Source organism: Spirosoma oryzae, assembly GCF_003002825.1.
Lineage (GTDB): Bacteria > Bacteroidota > Bacteroidia > Cytophagales > Spirosomataceae > Spirosoma > Spirosoma oryzae.
The window spans coordinates 75,704-96,579 of record NZ_PVTE01000022.1; the positions used below are offsets into that span (position 1 = coordinate 75,704).

Genomic DNA, 20,876 nt, shown 5'->3' on the forward strand with positions numbered 1-20,876 from the left:
TACGGTTTACGGTTGAGTGCAGAAACTAACCGTATACTGAGTACTGAATACCGTACACCGTAAACCGAGTACTGAATACTGTAAACCGAACACTGCACTGAATGCTCTACCTGATGCTGTCGTTCTGGCTGTGGTGGAATGCCCTTCCCGCCCTGAACCAGATTTCCCGCAACAACCAGGCGCGTCGGGAAGCCGAGCAGGCTTACCAGATGGGCAACTATGCGCAGGCGATCCGACTGTATACCCAATTAATGCCCATCGACGGGCAGACGGACCCCGGCATTCAGCTGAATCTGGGCCACGCGTATTTTAAACTTGGTCAGTACCAGCAGGCGCAACGGCAGTACGAACCGTTGTTGCGCATCGATGATCCGGTCCAGCGGACGGCAGCCGCCACGCAGTTGGGGGTTATTGCCTGCACCCGTCGCGACAGTGCCCGGGCACTCGCGCTGTTTGAACAGGCCCTGCTCGAAGATCCGGCCAACGAAGCCGCCCGGTATGATTACGAATTGATTCGCACCCGTTTTTCCGAGCGCATACCAAATCGGCAGTTACCACCGAAAGCAGCCGCACCGAAGCAGGTCAACCAGCCCAAACCCAGCGGTGGTCAGCAGGTCGAACGGTCGAACCGGCAGGATGAGCGCCTGCGACGGTTTGCCCGCCTGAATATCAGCGAAGAACAGGCACTGCAACTGCTCGACGCCATGCAGACCGACGATCTTCCCTACGCCCTGACTCGCTCGGCCCGTGAGTCGGCCACACCCGCCACGACGCCCAGCCGGTGGTAAGTCGCTTTATGGTTTTCGGGAGTTAGTTTACGGCTGGTGGATGGCGGGAATCCGTCGCCTGCCACAAAACCCGTGTACAGTAAGTTAGGGATAGATCGTACCTTCGCGGTTACTAAACCACTTACCATGAACGAAGTCGTTATCATTGCCGCCGTCCGCACGCCTATCGGCAGTTTCGGCGGTGCCCTGTCGCCTTTGTCGGCTACCGAGCTGGGCGCAGCGGCCATCAAAGGGGCGCTGGAGCGCGCAGGCGTTGCCCCTGAGCAGGTTCAGGAAGTATACATGGGCAACGTCGTTTCCGCCAATCTGGGGCAGGCTCCCGCCAAGCAGGCAGCGCTGAAAGCCGGGCTTCCCAATACGGTTCCCTGTACGACCATCAACAAAGTGTGCGCGTCGGGTACCAAAGCGATCATGCTGGCGGCTCAGGCGATACAGTTGGGGCAGGCCGACGTGGTCGTAGCCGGCGGCATGGAGAGTATGTCCAACACCCCCTACTACGTTCCCAAAGCGCGGTTCGGGTATAAATACGGCAACGCCGAACTGGTCGACGGCCTGGCGCGTGACGGCCTGGTCGACGTGTACGATCAATGTGCGATGGGAGTTTTCGCCGACCGTACCGCCACGGAATACACCATCAGCCGGGAACAGCAGGACGCTTTTACCGTGCAATCGTACCGTCGGGCGGAGAAAAGTACGCAGGAAGGCTGGTTCAGCAGCGAGATCATACCGGTCGAGGTACCGGGGCGCAAAGGGTCGGTTACGATCAGCGAAGACGAGGAGTATAAAAACGTGATCTACGATAAGATTCCGTCGCTGAAACCCGCCTTCACTGCCGATGGTACCGTAACGCCCGCCAGTTCGTCGCCCATCAGCGACGGGGCTGCGGCACTCGTCATCATGAGTCGCCGGAAGGCCGATGAACTGGGGCTGAAGCCACTGGCCCGCATCGTCGCCTACGCCGACGCCGAGCAGGCACCGGAGTGGTTTACCACCGCCCCGACCAAAGCCGTACCGCTCGCCCTCGACCGGGCGGGCCTGACCGCCGATCAGATCGATTTTTACGAGGTCAACGAAGCCTTTGCCGTGGTACCACTGGCCTTTAGTCAGGTGCTGAACGTGCCGCAGGAAAAAATCAACGTGCTCGGCGGCTCCGTTGCAATCGGCCACCCGCTGGGCGCGTCGGGCGCGCGGATCGTCACCACGCTCACCAACGTCCTGCACCGGCAGAACGGCCGCTACGGTGCGGTTGGTATCTGCAACGGGGGCGGGGGTGCTTCGGCCATTATTCTGGAAAAACTATAATTGCTTATTTCGTGTCCATTCAACAGACCACCTTTCAGTTTCCGGGTCAGACGGGGTTCTACCGGGGTAAAGTACGTGACGTGTACTCGTTTCCGAATCAGCTGGTTATGATCGCGTCCGATCGCATTTCCGCCTTCGACGTCGTTCTCCCCCGCCCCGTTCCACACAAGGGGCAGGTACTGAATCAGACCGCTCAATTTTTCCTCAACGCCACAGCCGACGTCGTTCCCAACTGGCTGCTGTCGGTGCCCGACCCTAACGTCAGCATCGGTCTTCGCTGCGAGCCGTACGCTGTTGAAATGGTCGTGCGGGGGTATCTGGCGGGCCACGCGTGGCGGCAGTATCGCGACGGTCACCGGACGCTGTGTGGCGTAGCGCTGCCGGACGGTCTGCGCGAGAACGACCGGCTCCCCCAGCCCATCATCACACCAACGACCAAGGCCCACGAAGGCCACGACGAAGACATCAGCCGGGACGAAATTCTGCGGCAGGGTATCGTCTCGGAAGCCGAGTATACACAACTCGAACACTACGCGCTGGCCTTGTTTGAGCGGGGCACGCAGATGGCCGCACAACGGGGCTTGATTCTGGTCGACACGAAGTACGAATTTGGCAACCACGAAGGGCAGGTATATCTGATCGATGAGGTGCATACCCCCGATTCGTCGCGTTACTTCTACGCCGACACCTACGAAGCGAATCAGCGCAGCGGGCAGGCGCAGAAACAATTGTCCAAGGAATTCGTTAGAGAATGGCTCATCGCCAACGGTTTTCAGGGGAAAGTGGGGCAAACGGTGCCCGATATGTCTGACGAATGGATCAATCAGATTTCCCGGCGTTACGTTGAGCTGTACGAGACGGTGACGGGCCAAACATTCAGCCCGGCGGACGACAGCAACCCGGCCGAACGCATCGAACAGGCCATAAACCGGGCGCTTGCCAAGCAGTTGCCCGCCCAGCCCTGACGCATCAGGGCGCAACCGAATTGATGAACCGAACACAACCGACATGAACTACACGATTGAAAAAAATGAACAATATGCCCTGATCCGGCTGGCAGAAAGCGACTTTGGCGACAACGTAGCCCCCGATTTCGAGACCCTGTGCAAAGGCCTCTTTCGGGAAGGGTACAGCAACATCATCGTCGACATGGCACCCGTGCAGACCCTCGGACCGGCGGGCGTCATCGCCATCCGACGGGTGAACCGGCACTGCTCCAGCGAAGACGGGCTGCTTGTACTGGCCACCAATAATGATGACCTGATCGAAAACCTCGACAAGGCCGGCGGTGATGACCTGACCATCCTGCCTACCGTGGAAGAAGGTGTCGATGCAGTGTTTATGAACGAACTGGAGAACGATTTTCGGAGCGAGGACGATGATGAGTACGACCGGGGCGGAAGCGTTGCCGACTAACGAACAAACCAATCCGCCCGCTGCCCAGCAGCGGGCGGGATTGCCACCATTCGACGTTACTATTCTGGGAGCCGGCTCGGCTACTCCCACCCTGCGCCTGCACCCCACGGCGCAGTTGTTGACGATCGGTGCCGATTACATGCTTGTCGATTGTGGCGAGGGAACACAGTTTCGCCTGCTCGAACAGCGTATTCGGCCGGGCCGATTGCGGTATATTTTCATCAGTCACCTGCACGGCGATCATTATTTTGGTCTCCCTCCTCTGCTGTCGACGCTCAATCTCGGCGGGCGTACGGAAGACCTGTACCTGTTCGGTCCGCGCGGGCTCGACGAGGTACTGACGACCATGTTCCGGGTGTCGAATTCCCGACTGGGTTACAACCTGCATTTCCAGCCCGTCGACCCGGATCAGGCCACCCAGCTGATCGATCATCCGCTCGTAACCGTCGAATCGATTCCGCTTCAGCACCGCATCGACTGCACCGGGTATCTGTTTCGGGAGAAACCGCGCAAGCCACACCTACTCCGCGACCGACTACCCGACGAGGTTCCGGTCACGTACCTCAAACAATTGAAAGACGGTCAGGATGTGCTCGACGACGATGGTAACGTGCTGTACGCGGCCGCCGACGTCACTGAGCCGGCGGCCCCTGCCCGCTCGTACGCGTTCTGCTCCGACACGCGCTACGTACCCGAGCTGGTTCCGCAGTTGCAGGGCGTCGATCTGTTGTACCATGAAGCGACGTTTATGGACGACAATGCGCAGCGGGCTGCCGAAGTGTATCACTCGACCGCTGCCCAAGCCGCGACCATTGCCCGCGATGCACAGGTCGGACGTCTGTTGATTGGCCATTTTTCCTCGCGCTACAAGCAATTCGACGGCTTTCTGGACGAAGCCCGGCAAGTATTCCCGGAAACCTACCTGGCCGTCGAAGGCGAGACGATAGCCGTATAAGCTGAAAAGCCGGTCAGTGGCTGGTGGCAACCAACTGACCGGCGACAGTCGAACGAGAGTGGACATAGACGGAAACCCGCATCTATTCATCGATTATCAGGCCAGAAGGTAACTACCGCACCACCGTATTTCTGCAATTACCTCAGCCTCACTATATACTTACGCATACTATATACATTTGTATTTATTTACCTCATAAACTTACCGATTCGCTAACGACCGGTCAGTCTGTACCGACCATTCGTTTTTCGGATAATGCCCCTTTAAAGCGATTCTTCCGCGTTTTTCAGCCATCGCATACGCAGCAAGCCAACTCACTTTCTCTGAAAATTTAGTTGGCTCGGCGACTTTTCACCGCTGATCAACCCAGTGAACCATTACCTAATAAACGCGCAGACGAACGCCCGGAATCTATCTATATTTAGCCCCGATCTCGATTTTCTCTCTCGCATGTTAACAATCCATTTGGGGTTTCTGGAAGTAGGCTGGCTTGATTTGCTCGACGTACTGCTGGTAGCTCTGCTGATTTATCAGATTTACAATATTGTTCGGGGCAGCGTTGCCAGTCGGGTGTTTGTCGGCTATCTGCTGGTCTACCTGTTCTACCTGCTCGTTAAAGCCTTCGGCCTTAACCTGCTGACTACCATTCTGGAATATTTTATCAGTGTCGGTGCGCTGGCCCTGATTATTATTTTTCAACAGGAGATCCGGCGTTTTCTGCTGCTGATTGGCAAATCGACCAACGTGGCCAACAGTCGGCTGTTCAGGCGCTGGCTATCGCGAACGACGGGCCAGCCGGAAGCGGTAACCTCTACGCTGCGCCCGATCATCGATGCGTGCAAAAGCCTGAGCACCGAGTTTTCGGGCGGGCTGATTGCGATTGGCAAAAACGACGATCTGACCAAATTCGCGCAGTCGGGCGAACGCATCAATGCCGACATATCGAAACTCCTGCTGCTCTCTATTTTTAGCCAGTACAGCCCGCTTCACGACGGGGCAGTACTAATCAGCGACGGCCGAATCATTGCTGCCCGGTGCATTTTGCCCGTGTCGGACGACGACGAACTACCACCCGCCCTTGGTTTTCGCCACCGGGCCGCACTGGGCATGAGCGAAGCTACCGACGCGGCTGTCATTGCCGTATCGGAGGAAAGCGGCCGGCTGACGCTGGCGGTCAATGGCGAGCTTCACATCGGTCTGACACTAGCGGAACTGTCGGAGCGTCTGATGCGCTATTTGCAGGAGCCGGGGCAGATCACCCAGTAATCAATATCGGATCAGCGAGGGCAGTGCTTTTGCCTGGTCGATAAAATCGGTGACCTGATCGAGCGAAGGGGGACGGTTCGTAAGCCGCCGTTTTGCGTTGATTCGTCTCAGGGTGGCATGCAACGCTGTGGGCGAACACTGAGCCAGTTCACTAATGGTCGCAGCCCCCGATTCCTCCAGCATATCGCTGTACACGCGGCCAATGCCCTTCAGCCGGGCAATATCGGCTCGTTTGACCAGCGATAGTAGCAGGGTGCTGTCGACGCCAACGGCCGAGGCCAGCGCATCCCGATCCTGTGGTGTACTGGATTTTCCCAACAAACGGTCGCTGGTATTGACGCCCTGTTTTTTAAATCCTACCAGTACCTCACCGGTAGCTCCTTTCAATTCGTTTAGTGGCACGCCCATGGTATGGTCTTCTATATAAAGTACATAGGGCGAATAGGTTGATTATTAGGTCATTCGCCCTTCCGAGTTGAGAAGATATTGCCGCCGTAGCGCATTGAGAAGAAATTTTTTTTGAACGGTAAAACTATCGGGATGGACGACTTCAAAGAGTACCGCCCACTCAGTATACAGGGTTGGGTCGGTCTGTTTGAACCGTTGACTGTCTATTTTCTTTGCTGTCAGGTATTCGTCGAAAGACATAATTTTAGCGTTCGGGTTAGTATATAGCTGACGATTTTCCGGGATTTGTACGCTGCCGTACGCATCGCCAGGCGTCGTAATTCCACGAGTTCAGCCTATTCTTTGGGTACTATAAACGGATGAAAGCGCAGCCCGTTCGGCCGGCTGAATTCCAGTGACGGCGCAGGTAACTTAAAAAACTGAACGGTTCCGATGAAGCGCTGCAACGACGGACTGAACGTACTCACTCGCGACAGGTCGGCATCGGGTGACAGGAAGAACTGCCGATGCCGGTCAAATTTGATCTCCGTCCCGTTAGCGTCGAACACCCTGGGGTTCTCGTGTCCGCCAATCATGCCGCTACCACTGTACCCGACGTCCAGGTTCAGCCAACGGGGAAATGATGGCCCCACCGGCAACACCGACGCCAGATTGACCGATAGCCAATACTGCTGCCCGTTGTAGTCTTTGAGCATTTGCTGCCCGGTTGTGCGGCCGAGCAGGTTGGGGCGATACGGCGGATAAATGGTCTTGCGAAAGCCGTATTTAAGATTGACGACCTGCTGTCCTGCGCCGTATTGCTGCCCCATGAAAAGCGCCGTGCCAGCCACGTTTGCGACCATATCGCCTTTCGAAAAGCCCCAGCCTTCCGCGTGTCCGTCGTAGATTTCGAGGGTAGTCTGAAACAGGAGCGCCAGCAAACCACCGGTCAGGATGCTGGCCCGCTCGTTCACGCCACTCCAGCGCATCAGCTCGTAGCCACCCCGGCTCATGCAGTAAGCCGTCGTTGCGTGACCGATTTTATCCATTTGCAACCACTCGCCGTTGTCGTTGAAACTATGAAACGGTACCCGCTTTTTGTACCACTGCTTACGCAGCACCAGCAGCGTGATCGTATAAAAAGCGGCCGTACCCGCAATAACCCCGATCAGGCGGCCCTCCCGAATCCCGGTGGCGTCGGATGGCGTGGCACTCGCCAGACTGATAGGTGGTCCCTGCGCCAGCGTCGTCTGCACGAGCAGAAGCAGGCTGATGACCAGAAGCCCTGCCGTCCGAATTAGCTGTTTCATTCCCAAAAGTATCCAAAACTGGGCATTCAGCGGGTAAGGCTTTGCCAATGGACGCGGCTTCGGCTAGTTGACTAGCTGTTTCAACGCTTCGGGCGACACTGTCAGTAAGCCGACTTTAGGCAACCGGCGGGTAAGTTCGCGCCAGTTAGGATCTTTAGCGTAGATACTACGCAACATTGCTGAAGCTTTATCGAACTGCTTTGTATTGGCCAGCGCAATCGCCGTCCAGTACTGCATTTCAAGATTTTGCGGAAAAAGCTTCATTGCCGCACTATACTCACGCATGGCGTTGGTCGTGTCATTTTTTTCGGTTGCCAAGTCACCATTGTTCATGTGCTCATAGGCCCGGTGCAGTCGAAGCAGCCGCGCCAGTTCAGTAAGCGGGCGGTCGGCATCATCGACACGCAGATCGACCAGGTGATTGTCATCCCAGGGGGCATCGGTTGCTTTCCCCCGCACGACCAGCAACACAGCTGACTGACGCCCCCGAATGTCGCCCCCGGCAGTTTGTGCGGCCTCGAGCGCCGACAGAACCCGCTCAGGTAGTGGCTTGGCGGTATTGGCATCGAATGCTTTTGCCATCGCGTCGGGCACGGTTTTGTTGAGCATCATGTTGGCCTGAACCGAATAGCCCACGCCGACATGGTGCCCGGCAAAGTCGATACACTTGCTACCGGTATGTACAGCAACGTTGCCCTTTGCATCAACGATAGCCACCTGCCGTACGTCGCGTCCATCATCCGTGCGGAGTAGTTCGTCGAGCGCCTGCTGTGCCGTCTTACCGGTTTTAAGCAATTGCAGCCCCCGTGGGCCAAATGATTTATTGGTAAACGACTGTGTAGCGATAGCGCCTACCCCAGCCTCGGCCCATGACACCGACGTACCGACGGAAAACCAATGACTTTGAACGCCTACGGCCAGATCACCAGTCTTGGGGTCGCGGGCAACGATTGAGAACGTATGGGCGAACGGATCGCCATTCCGTGTACGCTGGGCTACTGCCAGCGAGGAAACCAGGGAAAACAGAATGTAAAGCAACCGCATAAATAGCCTTTTAGTCAGGTAGTCATTGTATAGCGTTGATACAGCGTCGTGATGTAAATGTCTTTCACGCCCGCACTTGTGTACACCCGTCTCTTGTTGACGACGGTCAGCCTACCATCCGACTCTACCGTAACCGACTCCGGTCTTACCCAACGAAACGCGCTATCAGGCGACTGATTAGACCCAGCCTGTACATAAAGCGATTTGCGGTCAGTCGATAAGGTAAACAAATAAGAACTTCCCTGATGAACCTGATCTACGCGCGCGCCCTTTTCGTAGTCTACCAACTCACCTTTCCAATTGCCAGCCGGTGTATAAACGTATTGCTCAAGCCATGCCTGGGTAAATACGAACACGTCATCTGCCGTATATAGACCTCCCGCACGAAGATCGATGCGTAGTTCTGTCGACTCTAACGTATAGTATTCTTTCGTCATATCCGTGGATGTGATTCCATCCATGTTTAGATCGACGGCCATATCACTAACGGATCGGACTAGTTTATACTTTCCGTGAAACTGCTGGTGTAGCTTGTCCATACTATTATTACTATCGGTAGGTGCAGGCTCATTGTTGCGGGAGCAAGCCGTCAGAAGCATCCCCAGTAGAACGCTGGTCATGACATAGTTTTTCATAACGTTTCAGTTTAAGAATCAGTCAAATTACTGGTTTTGCGGAGCATTGTCAACGAATATGAGCCACAACATGAAATCTACTGGTCGATCGGAACAAGCGACCTCGTAATTTTGTCTTTTCCGAAGGAGGTCACCTCCCAACCTGAATATGGCAAAACGTAAGAAAGCTGACAAAAAAGGACCGGACGTGCTGTTAATCGGCGCCGGCATTATGAGTGCCACCCTGGGGGTGATGCTCAAGGAGATTGATCCGACTATCACTATTGCTATTTATGAACGGCTCGATATTGCAGCCGCTGAAAGTTCCGACGCCTGGAACAACGCCGGTACCGGCCACTCGGCGTTTTGTGAACTGAATTATACACCCCAGAAAGCCGACGGCAGCGTCGACGTAACGAAGGCCATCAAAATTGCCGAGTCGTTCGAGCAGTCGAAGCAGTTCTGGGCTTACCTGGTTGAAAAAGGATTTTTGCAGGACGCACCCGATTTCATCCGGTCGATTCCCCACATAAGCTTTGTCTGGGGGAAGGAAAACGTCGATTACCTGCACAAACGCTACGATGCGCTGCAACAGAACTACCTGTTCCACGGCATGCAGTACTCGGAAGATCAGGCCCAGCTCGCCGACTGGATGCCCCTCGTCATGGAAGGCCGCGACCCGAATCAGCCGGTAGCAGCAACCCGGATGGACATCGGTACCGACGTTAACTTCGGCGCACTGACCCGGGCCATGTTCCGCAAACTACAGGCGATGGAAGGCGTCGAACTGAATTTCGGTTACGACGTACGCGATCTGTGGCGGTCGAAGTCGCTGGGCGGCTGGAAGCTGCGGGTCGAAAAACTGAGCACCGGCATCGAAAAAGAAGTACAGTCTGACTTCATCTTCATCGGTGCGGGCGGTGGTTCGCTGCGGCTGCTCGAAAAATCGGACATTCCCGAAAGCCGGGGCTATGGCGGCTTCCCCGTCAGCGGACAGTGGCTCAAGTGTACCAACCGCGCTGTCGTTGCGCAGCACCACGCCAAGGTGTACGGAAAAGCATCGGTAGGCGCTCCACCAATGTCGGTACCCCACCTCGATACGCGCATGATCGACGGACGACAGGAATTGCTGTTCGGTCCGTACGCCGGTTTCTCGACCAAGTTCCTGAAAAGTGGCTCGTACATGGATCTGCCTAAGTCCATTCAGCTGAGCAATATGGCCCCGATGCTGATGGCAGGGCTGCATAACATCCCGCTGACCCGCTATCTGATTCAGCAGGTTATGCAGTCGCCGGAAGATCGGCTGGCCGCCCTGCGCGAGTACTTCCCCGATGCCCAGATGGACGACTGGGAACTGGAAGTAGCCGGACAACGGGTGCAGGTCATCAAAAAAGACGAAGACGAAGGCGGTGTACTGGAATTCGGCACGGAAGTCGTTAGCGCGGCCGATGGTAGCATTGCCGCCTTGCTCGGCGCATCGCCGGGGGCGTCGACGGCGGTATCGATCATGCTCGATCTGATTGGTCGCTGTTACCCCGATCAGATAAAGAGTGCAGAGTGGCAGGGCAAGCTGAAGGAGATGATTCCGTCGTACGGGCAGGTACTGGCCAACGATCCCAAATTAGGGCAGCAACTTCGTCAGCATACCAGTGGCGTGCTGGGTTTGGCCGCACTGGAGCCAACCCCCGAAGTAACTCGCTGATTACAAAACGAGTAGTAGCAAAAGGGGCGATTTGACAAGCATGTTGTTTGTCGAATCGCCCCTTTTGCGCTTGTAGTTATCTGGACGCTTTCTAAGAAACGTTCAATCCAGCCGTTGCCCATTATCAATAGGTAGCCGACTTATATAACTTACAATTCCTTCTTTTTCCAAGTATTTTTTATTGGCTATCAGCTAATTAGCAAATATTACCCTGGTCTACACAAACAAGTCGCGACCTACTTGGGTTGTACTTTCGATTTTTCAATTATCAGTAAATTACCATTCTACATTACGATCATGAAAAAGATTCTCGCTGGTATTTTGGTCCTGTTTGCCATCTCAGCACAGGCTCAGGAGTTTAAACCATTCAAAGTCAATCTGTCAATCGGTTACGCCAAACCATTCAACGCAGGCGTGTCGGGCGGTGTATTGTTCGCTGTCGAGCCGAAGTATGGCATCAACGATCACGTCGATCTTGGACTACGGCTCGAACTGGCTTCCGTAGCACGGGGCGTACAGGTCAACGGCAACACGACGACGGGTGATGTCAGCGCGTACAGTTCGTACCTGATTACGGGTAACTACCTGTTTGGTTCGAGCAGTGTCCGCCCATTCGTTGGTGCGGGTCTGGGTCTGTTCACGATCGGATCAGGTGGCACAGTGGTCATTGCGAACAACGGTCAGGCCAACCAGGATATCCGGCTGGTAAGCGACACTAAGTTCGGCGGTATGATTCGTGCCGGTGTTAAAGCAGGTCACTTCGTCGCAGCTGTCGAGTACAATGCTGTACCAACGACTAACAGCACGCTCTCGAACACGCAGATCACCAGCGAAAACGCTTACCTGGGCGTGAAAGTTGGTTTCGACATCGGCGGTGGCCGGAGATAAGTTTCGGACGGTGTAACACCTACCAAACAGCGGAGGCTGCTTTCAACTGAAAGCAGCCTCCGCTGTTTGGTGTCAACTAACTGGTCTTACATCAGGCCATCAGTTTATCCGGTGTGGCGGGTAGGTGCCGGATTCGCTTGCCGGTAGCGTGGTAAATCGCGTTGGTAATGGCCGCAGCCATGCCGGTCATGCTGATTTCGCCGAGTCCTTTGGCACCCATTGGGTCGATGACGGAATCGTTTTTGTCGATGAAAATCACCTCGATAGCGGGCATATCGGCCACCACCGGTACGTGGTAATCAGCCAGGTTATTGTTCACGTAACGCCCGGATCGATCGTCGATAACCCCTTCTTCCATCAGGGCCATACCGATACTCCACGTAGCTGCGCCCAGCACCTGACTACGAGCCGTCTTCGGATTGAGCACCTTCCCGGCGTCGATGGCCGACACGATCTTCGTGACCCGGACCATACCCAACGTCGGATGCACCTGCACGGCAACGAAATGAGCGGCAAATGACCGACGTGCTACGGTTTCGAGTTCAGCCCCCCCTTTCGACTCAGTCACGACGACAAGTTCGGGTAGGTTGTGCTGTCGTAGAATCGTTTCATGCGACTGCTCGGCTTGTCCGGCCGTTGCGTCACGCTTCCCGTTATCGGTCAGCGCAGCCAGTTTTCGCCTAAGCTCCTGACAGGCATCGTGCACCGCCGATCCGACCGAGACAGCGGTGTGCGAGCCGTACTGCGGAGGAGCCTGGGGAAATGCCGAATCGCCCAGTTCAACCCGCACCCGACTGGCATCAATGCCCATCGTCTCGGCCGCAATCTGGGTTAGAATGGTATACGTACCGGGACCAACGTCGGCGGCTGCGGTCTGAATCAGCAACGACCCGTCGGCACCCAGCCGTGCCCGCGCTGAAGCCGCTGCCCGGTCTGACTTATAAATACCGGCGCTCATCCCCATTCCGACCAGCCACTCGCCGTCGTGCATCGATCGGGGTGTAGGGTCGCGCTTTTCCCAACCGAACGCACGAGCGCCCTGCTCGTAACAGTCACGCAGGTAATTGCTCGACCACGGTTTCTTACTTTCCGGGTCTGTCTCGGCGAAGTTAGCCCGGCGAAGTGCCAGTGGGTCCATGTTGAGGGCGTAGGCCAACTCATCCATCGCCGATTCGAGCGCAAACGATCCCGTCGTTTCGCCGGGGCCCCGTGCCCAGCAGGGTGTGCTTAGGTCAAGTCCGACCAGCCGGTAGGTGGCGTTGAGGTTCGGACTCTGATACATTGATTTTGTCGGGTGCAGAATCCGTTCGGTGAATTGCTCATACTGCGAGGTCAGTCCGACGGCGTGGTGTGTTATGCCCGTCAGTTTCCCCGCAGCCGTAGCGCCCAGCGCCACCCGTTGTATCGATTCAGGTCGGTAGCCGACCAGGTTGAACACCTGTTCCCGTTTCGCTACCACCTTCACCGGGCGCTTCACCAGTTTTGCCCCCAGCAGCGCAGCCATCTCCGGGGGCCATATCCGCGATGAGCTACCAAATGCCCCCCCTACAAACGGTGAGTGAACACGCACGTTGTCCGGCGACAAGCCAAACAGTTTCTGAATGTCTTTCTTCGCCAGCGATACACCCTGCGTTTTGTTGTAGACCGTTACGGCATTATCGCCTTCCCAGACCGCCGTGGCCGCGTGCGGCTCCATCGTGTTGTGCACGTGAACAGGCGTATGGTACTCCTGTTCGATGCGAACGGCTGCCTGCTTGTACGCATCGGCCACCCCACGGTTGTAATCGTCGGGGCGCTCCGGTGTATAGGCCTTCGTCAGATTGGCCGACAGGTCGGTGGTTGGTTTTTGTACGTCGTAGACCACGTTGACCAGCGAAGCAGCATACGTCGCCTTTTCGAGCGTATCGGCGATGGCGAGCGCCACCGGCTGATTGCTGAACTGAATCTGATCGTCGAAAAATACGCGTAGCTCCTGTCCGGCTACCCGCTTTTCCGCCGGGTCGGTGTCTTTGTAGCCCGGTACGGCCGGTGCGTTTTTGTAGGTCATGATCGCCAGTACACCCGGCAGTTTCTCAGCCGCTCTCGTATCAAACGAACGAATCCGGCCACGGGCAATCGTACTGGTAACGAGCACGCCATACACCAATGCAGGCAGTTCGTATTCAGCCGCGTATTTGGCCCCGCCCGTCACTTTCAGCCGGCCGTCGACCCGGCTCATCGAACGACCAATCTGTTCTTTTCCTGCGGTATGATCCGTTTCCATTGCCTTCGCTTATTTACCATTCCCCCCATCCTGTAAGCCCGGAGTACAGCTGTAACGGTCAGGTAAAGACGATGGTTAACGAAAAGTAGAAAGCGCATCCAACTAACTGTCTGTCAAACCCTTCCCGGGTAACGGTTTACAGCGCATGACCGACTGCCAATAAAAAAAGGTGCCGGAGTTGAACCCCGGCACCCATCAGAATACATGCATCGACTGCTTAGAACGAACTTACCCGCAGCCGGTCGCCGGTTACTGTCTTGCCCGACAGCGAGCTGGTTGCTACCCCTGCGTTCAGAATCGCCGACTTAATCTGCGACGCCGTAGCCGATGTGTTGATCGATTTATACAACGCTACTGCTCCTGTCACGTGTGGTGTCGCCATCGACGTACCACTGTATGCACCGTAAGCCGGCGTTGTACCCGTGTACGGCAGCGTCGACTGGATACCTGAGCCTGGTGCACCGATATCGACTGTTTGTGCGCCATAGTTCGAGAAGCTCGACAGGGCACCCGACGAAGTAATCGATGCAACAGCGATTACGTTGGCATTGCTATAATTCGACGGGTAATTGGCTACAAGATCATTGTTGTCACCGATACCATCAACACCGCCGTTACCAGCAGCCGCTACGAACAGGATTCCTGCGTTGTTGGCACGCCCAATTGCACTTTCCAGCGCCTGCGAATAGCCGCCACCGCCCCACGAGTTGTTACTCGCAACGATATTCAGTCCGTGGCGGGTTTTCATATCGGTCAGGTAATCGATGGCTTTGATAGCCGCTGTCGTCGATCCCCCACTCGACCCCAGAAACTTCAGCGAAATCATTTTCACGTTCCAGCAAACGCCCGCGACGCCTGCGCCGTTGCCGCCACGTGCCCCGATCGTACCGGCTACGTGCGTACCGTGGTCATCGCCGGTTCCGTCGTATACGCTGGCGTCGTTGGCTGCGAAGTCCCAGCCGTTGACATCGTCGATGTAACCGTTTCCGTCGTCGTCACGACCGTTTACGGTTTCGTAGGGGTTCACCCAGGCGTTGGCGCTCAGATCCGCGTGCGTCGTCATGAACCCTTCGTCGATGATACCGACGATCACCGAACTCGACCCGGTTTTGTTGTTGGCCCAGGCCGTTCCGGCTGCCGTACCGAACTGGTTGGCAGGCGACGTAGACGGACCGTACATGCCCCACAGTGATCCGTTGGTGTACAAGGGATCGTTAGACGTGGCCTGGTGGGTGTAGATGAAGTTTGGTTCAGCAAATTCGACACCCGGAAGGCCGTTGAGCAGTGTCAATGCTTCCGCAATGCCTTTCGGCGTTTTTACACGCAGGATACCATCGCTGATACCAGCGTCCTGCATGGTTTTGGTCAGAATCGTCTCGGCAACGGTACCGCCAATCAGATTGAGGATAGGCAGTCGGCTAACGGCACTCAACCCCTTCGTGAATTTGATCAGCACTTCACCCGGCACGTATTGCTCACCGGTTGCCAGACGCGCGCCCGCCGTTGCATTCGCCGGCTTTGGCGTCTCGATATCGAGGTCTGATTTACAATTGCTGACGAGGAAGCCTGTTGCCAGCACGGCCGTTGCCATGCCCAAACGATTCATTACAGATTTCAGCATAACTATTGGTCTTCGAGTTGATTGAGTGTATTTTTAATTGGCATTTAACTTTACAACAATACGATGTTCTGCCTAGTATAGATTCCCGATAGTATTTATTAATTTTTTTACATAATTACATATTTTATGTATCCCATTGATTTACAATAGACTACATCACCTACCGTCCAGTAAATTTTTTGATAAATTTTCCGTCAATACAGAAACAAGTCACTGTTGTTTGGGTATACCGACCATATACAGATCGAACCCGCCCTTGCCACCCGGCCGGTTTGAGGAGAAGATCATCAGTTGATTGCTGAACTGCTGAGGGATACGCGTCAGAATTGGTCGGTACTCATCACTTGCCGAGTTGATCGTCGGGCCGAAATTGATCGGCGCACCCCACTGTTTCCCATCCCACAGGCTGTAATACAAATCGAAGCCACCGTAACCGCCGGGTCTGTTTGACGTAAATACCAGTCGATCGTTATCGATGAACGGGCATTTGTCATCAGCCGACGACGACAGGCTGGCTACCTTCTCAATAGGCGCGCCCGTTATTGTGGGTAACTGGCTCTGAAGCTCCGTTACGCCCATAGCCGGCAGCGTTGCTTTGTAGATAGCAAACGAGCCCGCCCGGTTCGACGTAAAATAGACAGAACGATAAGCCGCATCGAACGTTGGGTAAGCATCATCAGCCGACGAGTTCAGGAACGGTACGGAGACTGGCGCGCTAAACGGCTTGTCGCCAATGGATAACAGCACGCCCGAAGCAGACCTGGGCTGCATCTGATAATTATGCGTCAGATAGATGTCCAGATCACCCGTTCGATCTGATGCAAACAGCATCAGGTATTCACCCCTGTGCGAACTGCCTGACGGATCATTGCGGCTTATGATGTCATGGTCGTAAGAGCGAATGTATGGTCCCAGTTCATTGGCGGTTGAATTGGCAATACTGGTCGCCCAGGTGAGTGGGTTTTGCTCCTCGATAGCACCCAGTCCGCCGTATGGTTGCGTAGTGAACGTAAACTTGCCTTTTCGGAGATCGTAAGCTACCTCCAGCGCTTCGTGAACAAAGTTGAAATCAGCACGGCCACCCCGTTTCGACGAAAAGACCAGTGCGATCACATCACCAGCTACTTTCGACGTTGAATTATAATCGTCGTCGGCTGAGTTGATGTCAGCCAGATTGATTGGGGTTTCAGGAAATATGCCCTCCCTGTAGCCCGGCTCGAACAGGTTGCAACTGCTCACAGCAGTTAGTAGACAGATGAGTATCAGGAAACGATTCATAGTGCTGACGGCTCGTGTTTACGTATGCCTGATGTAGAGCCGATCAACAACCAAACCGTTGGATGTCAGCAAGACACAGCGCGAAATATACCTGATTTCCGTACTTTAGAGTTGGCAAATCGAACGGCTGGTCAGTGCTCCGACGCTGTGGCTCCGCTACGCCGTGTCAGGCCGACTCAATTACACATACATGACTCCCGACGTACTTACTTCTCCTGTTGAACCAGCAAACCGTCAGCGCCTGGATCGTTGGAGTGCGCAGTTACTGCGCCTGTCCAGCCTGCTGCTGGTTACCACGGTATGGATCAGCGCGGCTTTGTTCGGCCTGTACATTCTGGCGTACTATGCGTCGGCGCTTTATCAGGGCGACATGGCTCGCTGGAATCAGGTGCTACCTCGCCTGTACGAGCAGACGACCACCGCAGCCACAACGGGGATCGGGCTGCATTTTGCCGCCGGGGGCATCATTCTGATTCTGGGCAGTATTCAGCTTGTCGATTCGGTACGGACGCGCTTCCCGGCCGTTCACCGCTGGGTTGGTCGCGTGTACGTGGTAGCCTGCGTCATTGCCGCCCTCGGCGGACTGGCGTTTATTCTGATGAAAGGCACGATCGGCGGCTCGGCCATGAACGTCGGGTTCGCCCTGTACGGCTTACTGATGCTGGTGGCCTCCGTCGCGACTTACCGATACGCGGTACTGGGCGACATGGTCAGGCACCGGGCCTGGGCGCTGCGGCTGTACGCACTGGCGATCGGTTCGTGGCTGTACCGGATCGAGTACGGTTTCTGGGTCATGCTCACCGACGGACTGGGTCACACCAAAACGTTCGACGGCTGGTTCGATCGGTTCATGGCGTTTTTCTTTTACCTGCCCAACCTCCTCGTCGTTGAAGTCTTCGTCCGGGCCAGCCACCGTCGGGCAGCCCCCATCGCCCGGATCGCGGGCTCGCTCGTTCTCTTGGCGGCCACGACTTTCCTGATCGTCGGCACGTATTATTTCACGCTGTACTACTGGGGCCCGGCCATCAGCAACTGGATTACAGGGGCTCCGCAGGGGCGGTTGGGGCAGTAAAATAAAGGCGGCTGCCCTGAATTTCTCCAGACCAGCCGCCCTGTTTTTCTAAAAGTAACTGCTTACTTCACCTCGCCGACCATGTCGCCGGGTACGACCCACTGATCGAATTCTTCGGGGGTCAGGTAACCGAGTTGCACAGCTGTTTCCTTCAGGGTCGAGCCGTTTTTATGGGCCGTCTGTGCAATTTCAGCGGCTTTGTAGTAGCCGATTTTGGTGTTCAGCGCCGTAACCAGCATCAGCGACGATTCGACGTGCTTCCTGATATTGGCTTCGATTGGCTCGATGCCTTCCGCGCATTTGTCGTTGAACGATACGCAGACATCACCGATAAGCCGGGCCGAATGCAGGAAGTTGGCAATCATCACCGGCTTGAACACGTTCAGTTCGAAGTGACCGTTCATCCCACCGATGTTGATCGCGACATCGTTGCCCATTACCTGTGCCGCTACCATCGTCATGGCTTCGCACTGCGTTGGGTTTACCTTGCCGGGCATAATGCTCGAACCGGGTTCGTTGTCGGGAATGTGCAGTTCACCGATACCGGCGCGGGGACCCGACGACAGCATGCGAATGTCGTTACCGATTTTCATCAGGCTGGCGGCAACGGTTTTCAGCGCACCATGCGCTTCCACGATCGCGTCGTGGGCGGCCAGGGCTTCAAATTTGTTTTCAGCGGTGATAAACGGCAGTCCCGTCAGATCAGCGATGTGCTTGGCGACGTTCTCCGAATAGCCCGGCGGGGTGTTGATCCCCGTTCCGACGGCCGTACCACCCAGCGCCAGTTCGCTCAGGTGCGGGAGCGTGTTGTTGATTGCCCGCAGACCGTGGTCGAGTTGCGAAACGTAGCCCGAGAACTCCTGCCCGACCGTCAGCGGGGTAGCATCCATGAAGTGCGTCCGACCGATTTTTACGACGTGCATAAACTGCTTTGCCTTGGCATCGAGCGTATCACGCAGCTTTTTGATCCCCGGAATCGTGACGTCGAGCAGGATTTTATAAGCCGCGATGTGCATGGCCGTCGGGAACGTATCGTTGCTCGACTGCGACTTGTTAACGTCGTCGTTGGGGTGCAGAAACTTCTTCTCGTCGGTGAGTTGCCCACCCTGTAACACATGACCCCGGTAGGCGATTACCTCGTTGACGTTCATGTTCGACTGCGTACCCGAACCCGTCTGCCAGATCACCAGCGGAAACTGATCGTCGAGTTTGCCGGCCAGAATTTCGTCGGCAGCCCGGCCGATCAGGTCGCTTTTCTCCTGTGACAATACACCCGCGTCGAGGTTGGTCAGCGCAGCGGCTTTTTTCAGGTAAGCAAAGGCTTCGATGATTGGCTTCGGCATCTTGTCGGTATCCCGCGCAATCTTGAAGTTTTCAATCGAGCGCTGGGTTTGAGCGCCCCAATAGACATCGGCCGGTACCTGTACCTGCCCCATCGTATCTTTTTCGATGCGATACTCCATGTGGTTAATGAGCGATTTAGCGATTGAGTAAGTGAGTGAATGTTTCGTGTAAGCTTATTCGCTCATTCACTCCTTCACTCATTGAGTAAGTCGTAAAGGTAAAAGCCAATGAAATAGCGTTAAAATGAATTAGTGAATTTGTGCATTTACCGTAGTTCGACAGCATCGATTCGACTCAACAGGATCAACCTATCTGCTACTATTTCACTGCGTTCTTCGTCACCTGGCCGTTACCCAACAATTGTTTCAATTCTTCAACGGGTATTGCCTTGTCACGATTCATATGGATGAGCGCATGGCAATTGGCACAAACCACTGCCAAGTCGCTGAGTTTCGTGATGACAGACAGGTCGCTCAAAGCCAGTTGGTTGCGGTGGTGAACTTGCAGCGCCCGAACGCCCTGTCCATTCAGCAGTTTGGAAAAATCAACTTCGCATGCTTCACAAACGCCCTTCGATCGATTGAGTGCCTGGTTGCGTAATCGACGGTCCCGCGTTCGCGTATAGCTCGTCTGTTCACGAAGCAGCCCTTCCATTGCCGATACCTCTTCGGGCACTTCTTCCTCTACAACCGATTTGCCCGTTCGATATGCTGCCAATCCTTCTTCCGCAACTGATAATGATTCAGTCTCGTCGGATACATTGTCGTCGAGCAAGTCGCGAATCCAGTCGGGTAAGGAAACGTTTCGGATTGTCCAAGCACCTGCCCAATTCAGATTGGCTTCGTCAAAAGCCTCTTTTATGATCGTAAGGGTAGTTTCTTTCACCAATCCGACATCGACGCGCCAGACATAGGCGGCCGGTTTTCCCGGCCAGGAACGGGGTTCTGCGGGTTGGTACTGTCCACTTAGGGCTTCGGCTATAACAGCCAGGTCCGTATTGGCGGCACGCGTCGGAACGACGATGACCAATTCGAAATCGTTGTCCAGTGAGTGATTGAAGACATCGCTGCATCGGTTTTTTTCGACGGCCAGCATGTCGGGTTTGTTATCGTAGCGGTGAATTAGCGCTTTGACCATAAAAATACTAGTGTTGACTAACGTGAATTACGGATAATTGACCTAACAAATTCCCTACGAGTACCTTCGAACAAGCTTCGTCAATAACAGGACAAAAAGACTCATAATGCTTCCCCGTGACAACCTGCAAGTAATAAAATAGGCATTTTATATCGTTGTTTCATTGGGCATAGATGGATAGGAAACGCAGGTGACTACGTAGATCAGGGTCTGACGGAGGATTTTTGAAGTACCATTCTGTATGTATTTTATGGCTTATGTAGTCCTTTGAAGCACCTAGTCAATCAGTTAGAACGCTCATTATAAATCGTTTCACATGAAATTACCGATGTCCCAGCGGCACTGTTCGTCACCGAATCAGCGCGGTAAGGACTGATAACCTTATTGGGAAAAGCCTAATGACATGACAAAAGAGAAGGAGTAGCCTTGTAGGGGTAATTTTGGGTCGCCAAACTCAAACCACCCCCAGACACTCCTTCCATGCAAAGT

At 55.0% G+C, this 20,876-nt stretch carries 19 protein-coding genes; 9 read left to right on the forward strand and 10 right to left on the reverse strand.

Annotated elements, in window-relative coordinates:
• Window positions 1-101 precede the first annotated feature (101 nt).
• The 6 genes from CLV58_RS21320 to cdaA all read left to right on the forward strand — a co-directional run bounded on the left by CLV58_RS21320 (window position 102) and on the right by cdaA (window position 5,727).
• Entirely contained in the window at window positions 102-788 is a 687-nt protein-coding gene (locus CLV58_RS21320; RefSeq protein ID WP_106139859.1) for a tetratricopeptide repeat protein, read from the forward strand.
• A gap of 126 nt (window positions 789-914) precedes the next feature.
• Window positions 915-2,090: a thiolase family protein gene (locus CLV58_RS21325; protein WP_106139860.1), complete on the forward strand. Its 1,176-nt coding sequence runs from the start codon at window positions 915-917 to the stop codon at window positions 2,088-2,090.
• A gap of 11 nt (window positions 2,091-2,101) precedes the next feature.
• Window positions 2,102-3,055, forward strand: a complete 954-nt coding sequence (locus CLV58_RS21330) for a phosphoribosylaminoimidazolesuccinocarboxamide synthase (protein WP_106139861.1) — start codon at window positions 2,102-2,104, stop codon at window positions 3,053-3,055.
• Window positions 3,056-3,098: 43 nt separating this feature from the next.
• Entirely contained in the window at window positions 3,099-3,506 is a 408-nt protein-coding gene (locus CLV58_RS21335) for an STAS domain-containing protein (protein ID WP_106139862.1), read from the forward strand.
• Window positions 3,469-4,461 carry a ribonuclease Z gene (locus CLV58_RS21340; RefSeq protein WP_245882406.1) on the forward strand — a complete coding sequence of 331 codons (993 nt, stop codon included), beginning with the start codon at window positions 3,469-3,471 and terminating at the stop codon, window positions 4,459-4,461. The genes CLV58_RS21335 and CLV58_RS21340 overlap by 38 nt, the downstream gene beginning before the upstream one ends.
• A 450-nt stretch (window positions 4,462-4,911) precedes the next feature.
• Window positions 4,912-5,727, forward strand: a complete 816-nt coding sequence (cdaA, locus tag CLV58_RS21345; RefSeq protein WP_106139864.1) for a diadenylate cyclase CdaA — start codon at window positions 4,912-4,914, stop codon at window positions 5,725-5,727.
• On the opposite strand, the gene CLV58_RS21350 is transcribed toward cdaA, so the two are convergent.
• The 5 genes from CLV58_RS21350 to CLV58_RS21370 form a co-directional block, all read right to left on the reverse strand.
• Window positions 5,728-6,135, reverse strand: coding sequence for a DUF4332 domain-containing protein (locus CLV58_RS21350; RefSeq protein WP_106139865.1), 408 nt, complete (start codon window positions 6,133-6,135; stop codon window positions 5,728-5,730). It abuts the gene before it with no gap.
• Window positions 6,136-6,180: 45 nt separating this feature from the next.
• Window positions 6,181-6,375 carry a hypothetical protein gene (locus tag CLV58_RS21355; RefSeq protein WP_106139866.1) on the reverse strand — a complete coding sequence of 65 codons (195 nt, stop codon included), beginning with the start codon at window positions 6,373-6,375 and terminating at the stop codon, window positions 6,181-6,183.
• 95 nt (window positions 6,376-6,470) lie between these two features.
• Window positions 6,471-7,424, reverse strand: a complete 954-nt coding sequence (locus CLV58_RS21360; RefSeq protein WP_106139867.1) for a DUF2279 domain-containing protein — start codon at window positions 7,422-7,424, stop codon at window positions 6,471-6,473.
• A 63-nt stretch (window positions 7,425-7,487) separates the two neighbouring features.
• Window positions 7,488-8,468: a DUF1028 domain-containing protein gene (locus CLV58_RS21365; RefSeq protein ID WP_106139868.1), complete on the reverse strand. Its 981-nt coding sequence runs from the start codon at window positions 8,466-8,468 to the stop codon at window positions 7,488-7,490.
• Window positions 8,469-8,482: 14 nt separating this feature from the next.
• Window positions 8,483-9,103, reverse strand: coding sequence for a hypothetical protein (locus tag CLV58_RS21370; protein ID WP_106139869.1), 621 nt, complete (start codon window positions 9,101-9,103; stop codon window positions 8,483-8,485).
• 148 nt (window positions 9,104-9,251) lie between these two features.
• On the opposite strand from CLV58_RS21370, the gene CLV58_RS21375 reads away from it, so the two are divergent.
• Both CLV58_RS21375 and CLV58_RS21380 read left to right on the forward strand, forming a co-directional pair.
• Window positions 9,252-10,784, forward strand: a complete 1,533-nt coding sequence (locus tag CLV58_RS21375) for a malate:quinone oxidoreductase (protein WP_106139870.1) — start codon at window positions 9,252-9,254, stop codon at window positions 10,782-10,784.
• Window positions 10,785-11,081: 297 nt separating this feature from the next.
• On the forward strand, window positions 11,082-11,672 hold the full coding sequence (locus CLV58_RS21380; protein ID WP_211300883.1) for an outer membrane beta-barrel protein: 591 nt from the start codon (window positions 11,082-11,084) through the stop codon (window positions 11,670-11,672).
• 91 nt (window positions 11,673-11,763) lie between these two features.
• Here CLV58_RS21380 and CLV58_RS21385 read toward each other — a convergent pair whose 3' ends face one another.
• The 3 genes from CLV58_RS21385 to CLV58_RS21395 form a co-directional block, all read right to left on the reverse strand.
• On the reverse strand, window positions 11,764-13,935 hold the full coding sequence (locus tag CLV58_RS21385; RefSeq protein ID WP_106139871.1) for a xanthine dehydrogenase family protein molybdopterin-binding subunit: 2,172 nt from the start codon (window positions 13,933-13,935) through the stop codon (window positions 11,764-11,766).
• Window positions 13,936-14,152: 217 nt separating this feature from the next.
• Complete coding sequence (locus CLV58_RS21390; protein WP_245882407.1) at window positions 14,153-15,556, reverse strand: S8 family peptidase; 1,404 nt, start codon at window positions 15,554-15,556, stop codon at window positions 14,153-14,155.
• A gap of 210 nt (window positions 15,557-15,766) precedes the next feature.
• On the reverse strand, window positions 15,767-16,834 hold the full coding sequence (locus tag CLV58_RS21395; protein ID WP_106139872.1) for a TolB family protein: 1,068 nt from the start codon (window positions 16,832-16,834) through the stop codon (window positions 15,767-15,769).
• A gap of 190 nt (window positions 16,835-17,024) precedes the next feature.
• Here CLV58_RS21395 and CLV58_RS21400 point away from each other — a divergent pair, with 190 nt between their 5' ends.
• Entirely contained in the window at window positions 17,025-17,906 is an 882-nt protein-coding gene (locus tag CLV58_RS21400; RefSeq protein ID WP_106139873.1) for a DUF2306 domain-containing protein, read from the forward strand.
• A 62-nt stretch (window positions 17,907-17,968) separates the two neighbouring features.
• Here CLV58_RS21400 and fumC read toward each other — a convergent pair whose 3' ends face one another.
• A complete protein-coding gene (fumC, locus tag CLV58_RS21405; protein WP_106139874.1) occupies window positions 17,969-19,369 on the reverse strand; it encodes a class II fumarate hydratase in 1,401 nt (466 codons plus the stop codon).
• 199 nt (window positions 19,370-19,568) lie between these two features.
• Entirely contained in the window at window positions 19,569-20,387 is an 819-nt protein-coding gene (locus CLV58_RS21410) for an HNH endonuclease (protein ID WP_106139875.1), read from the reverse strand.
• Window positions 20,388-20,876 lie beyond the last annotated feature (489 nt).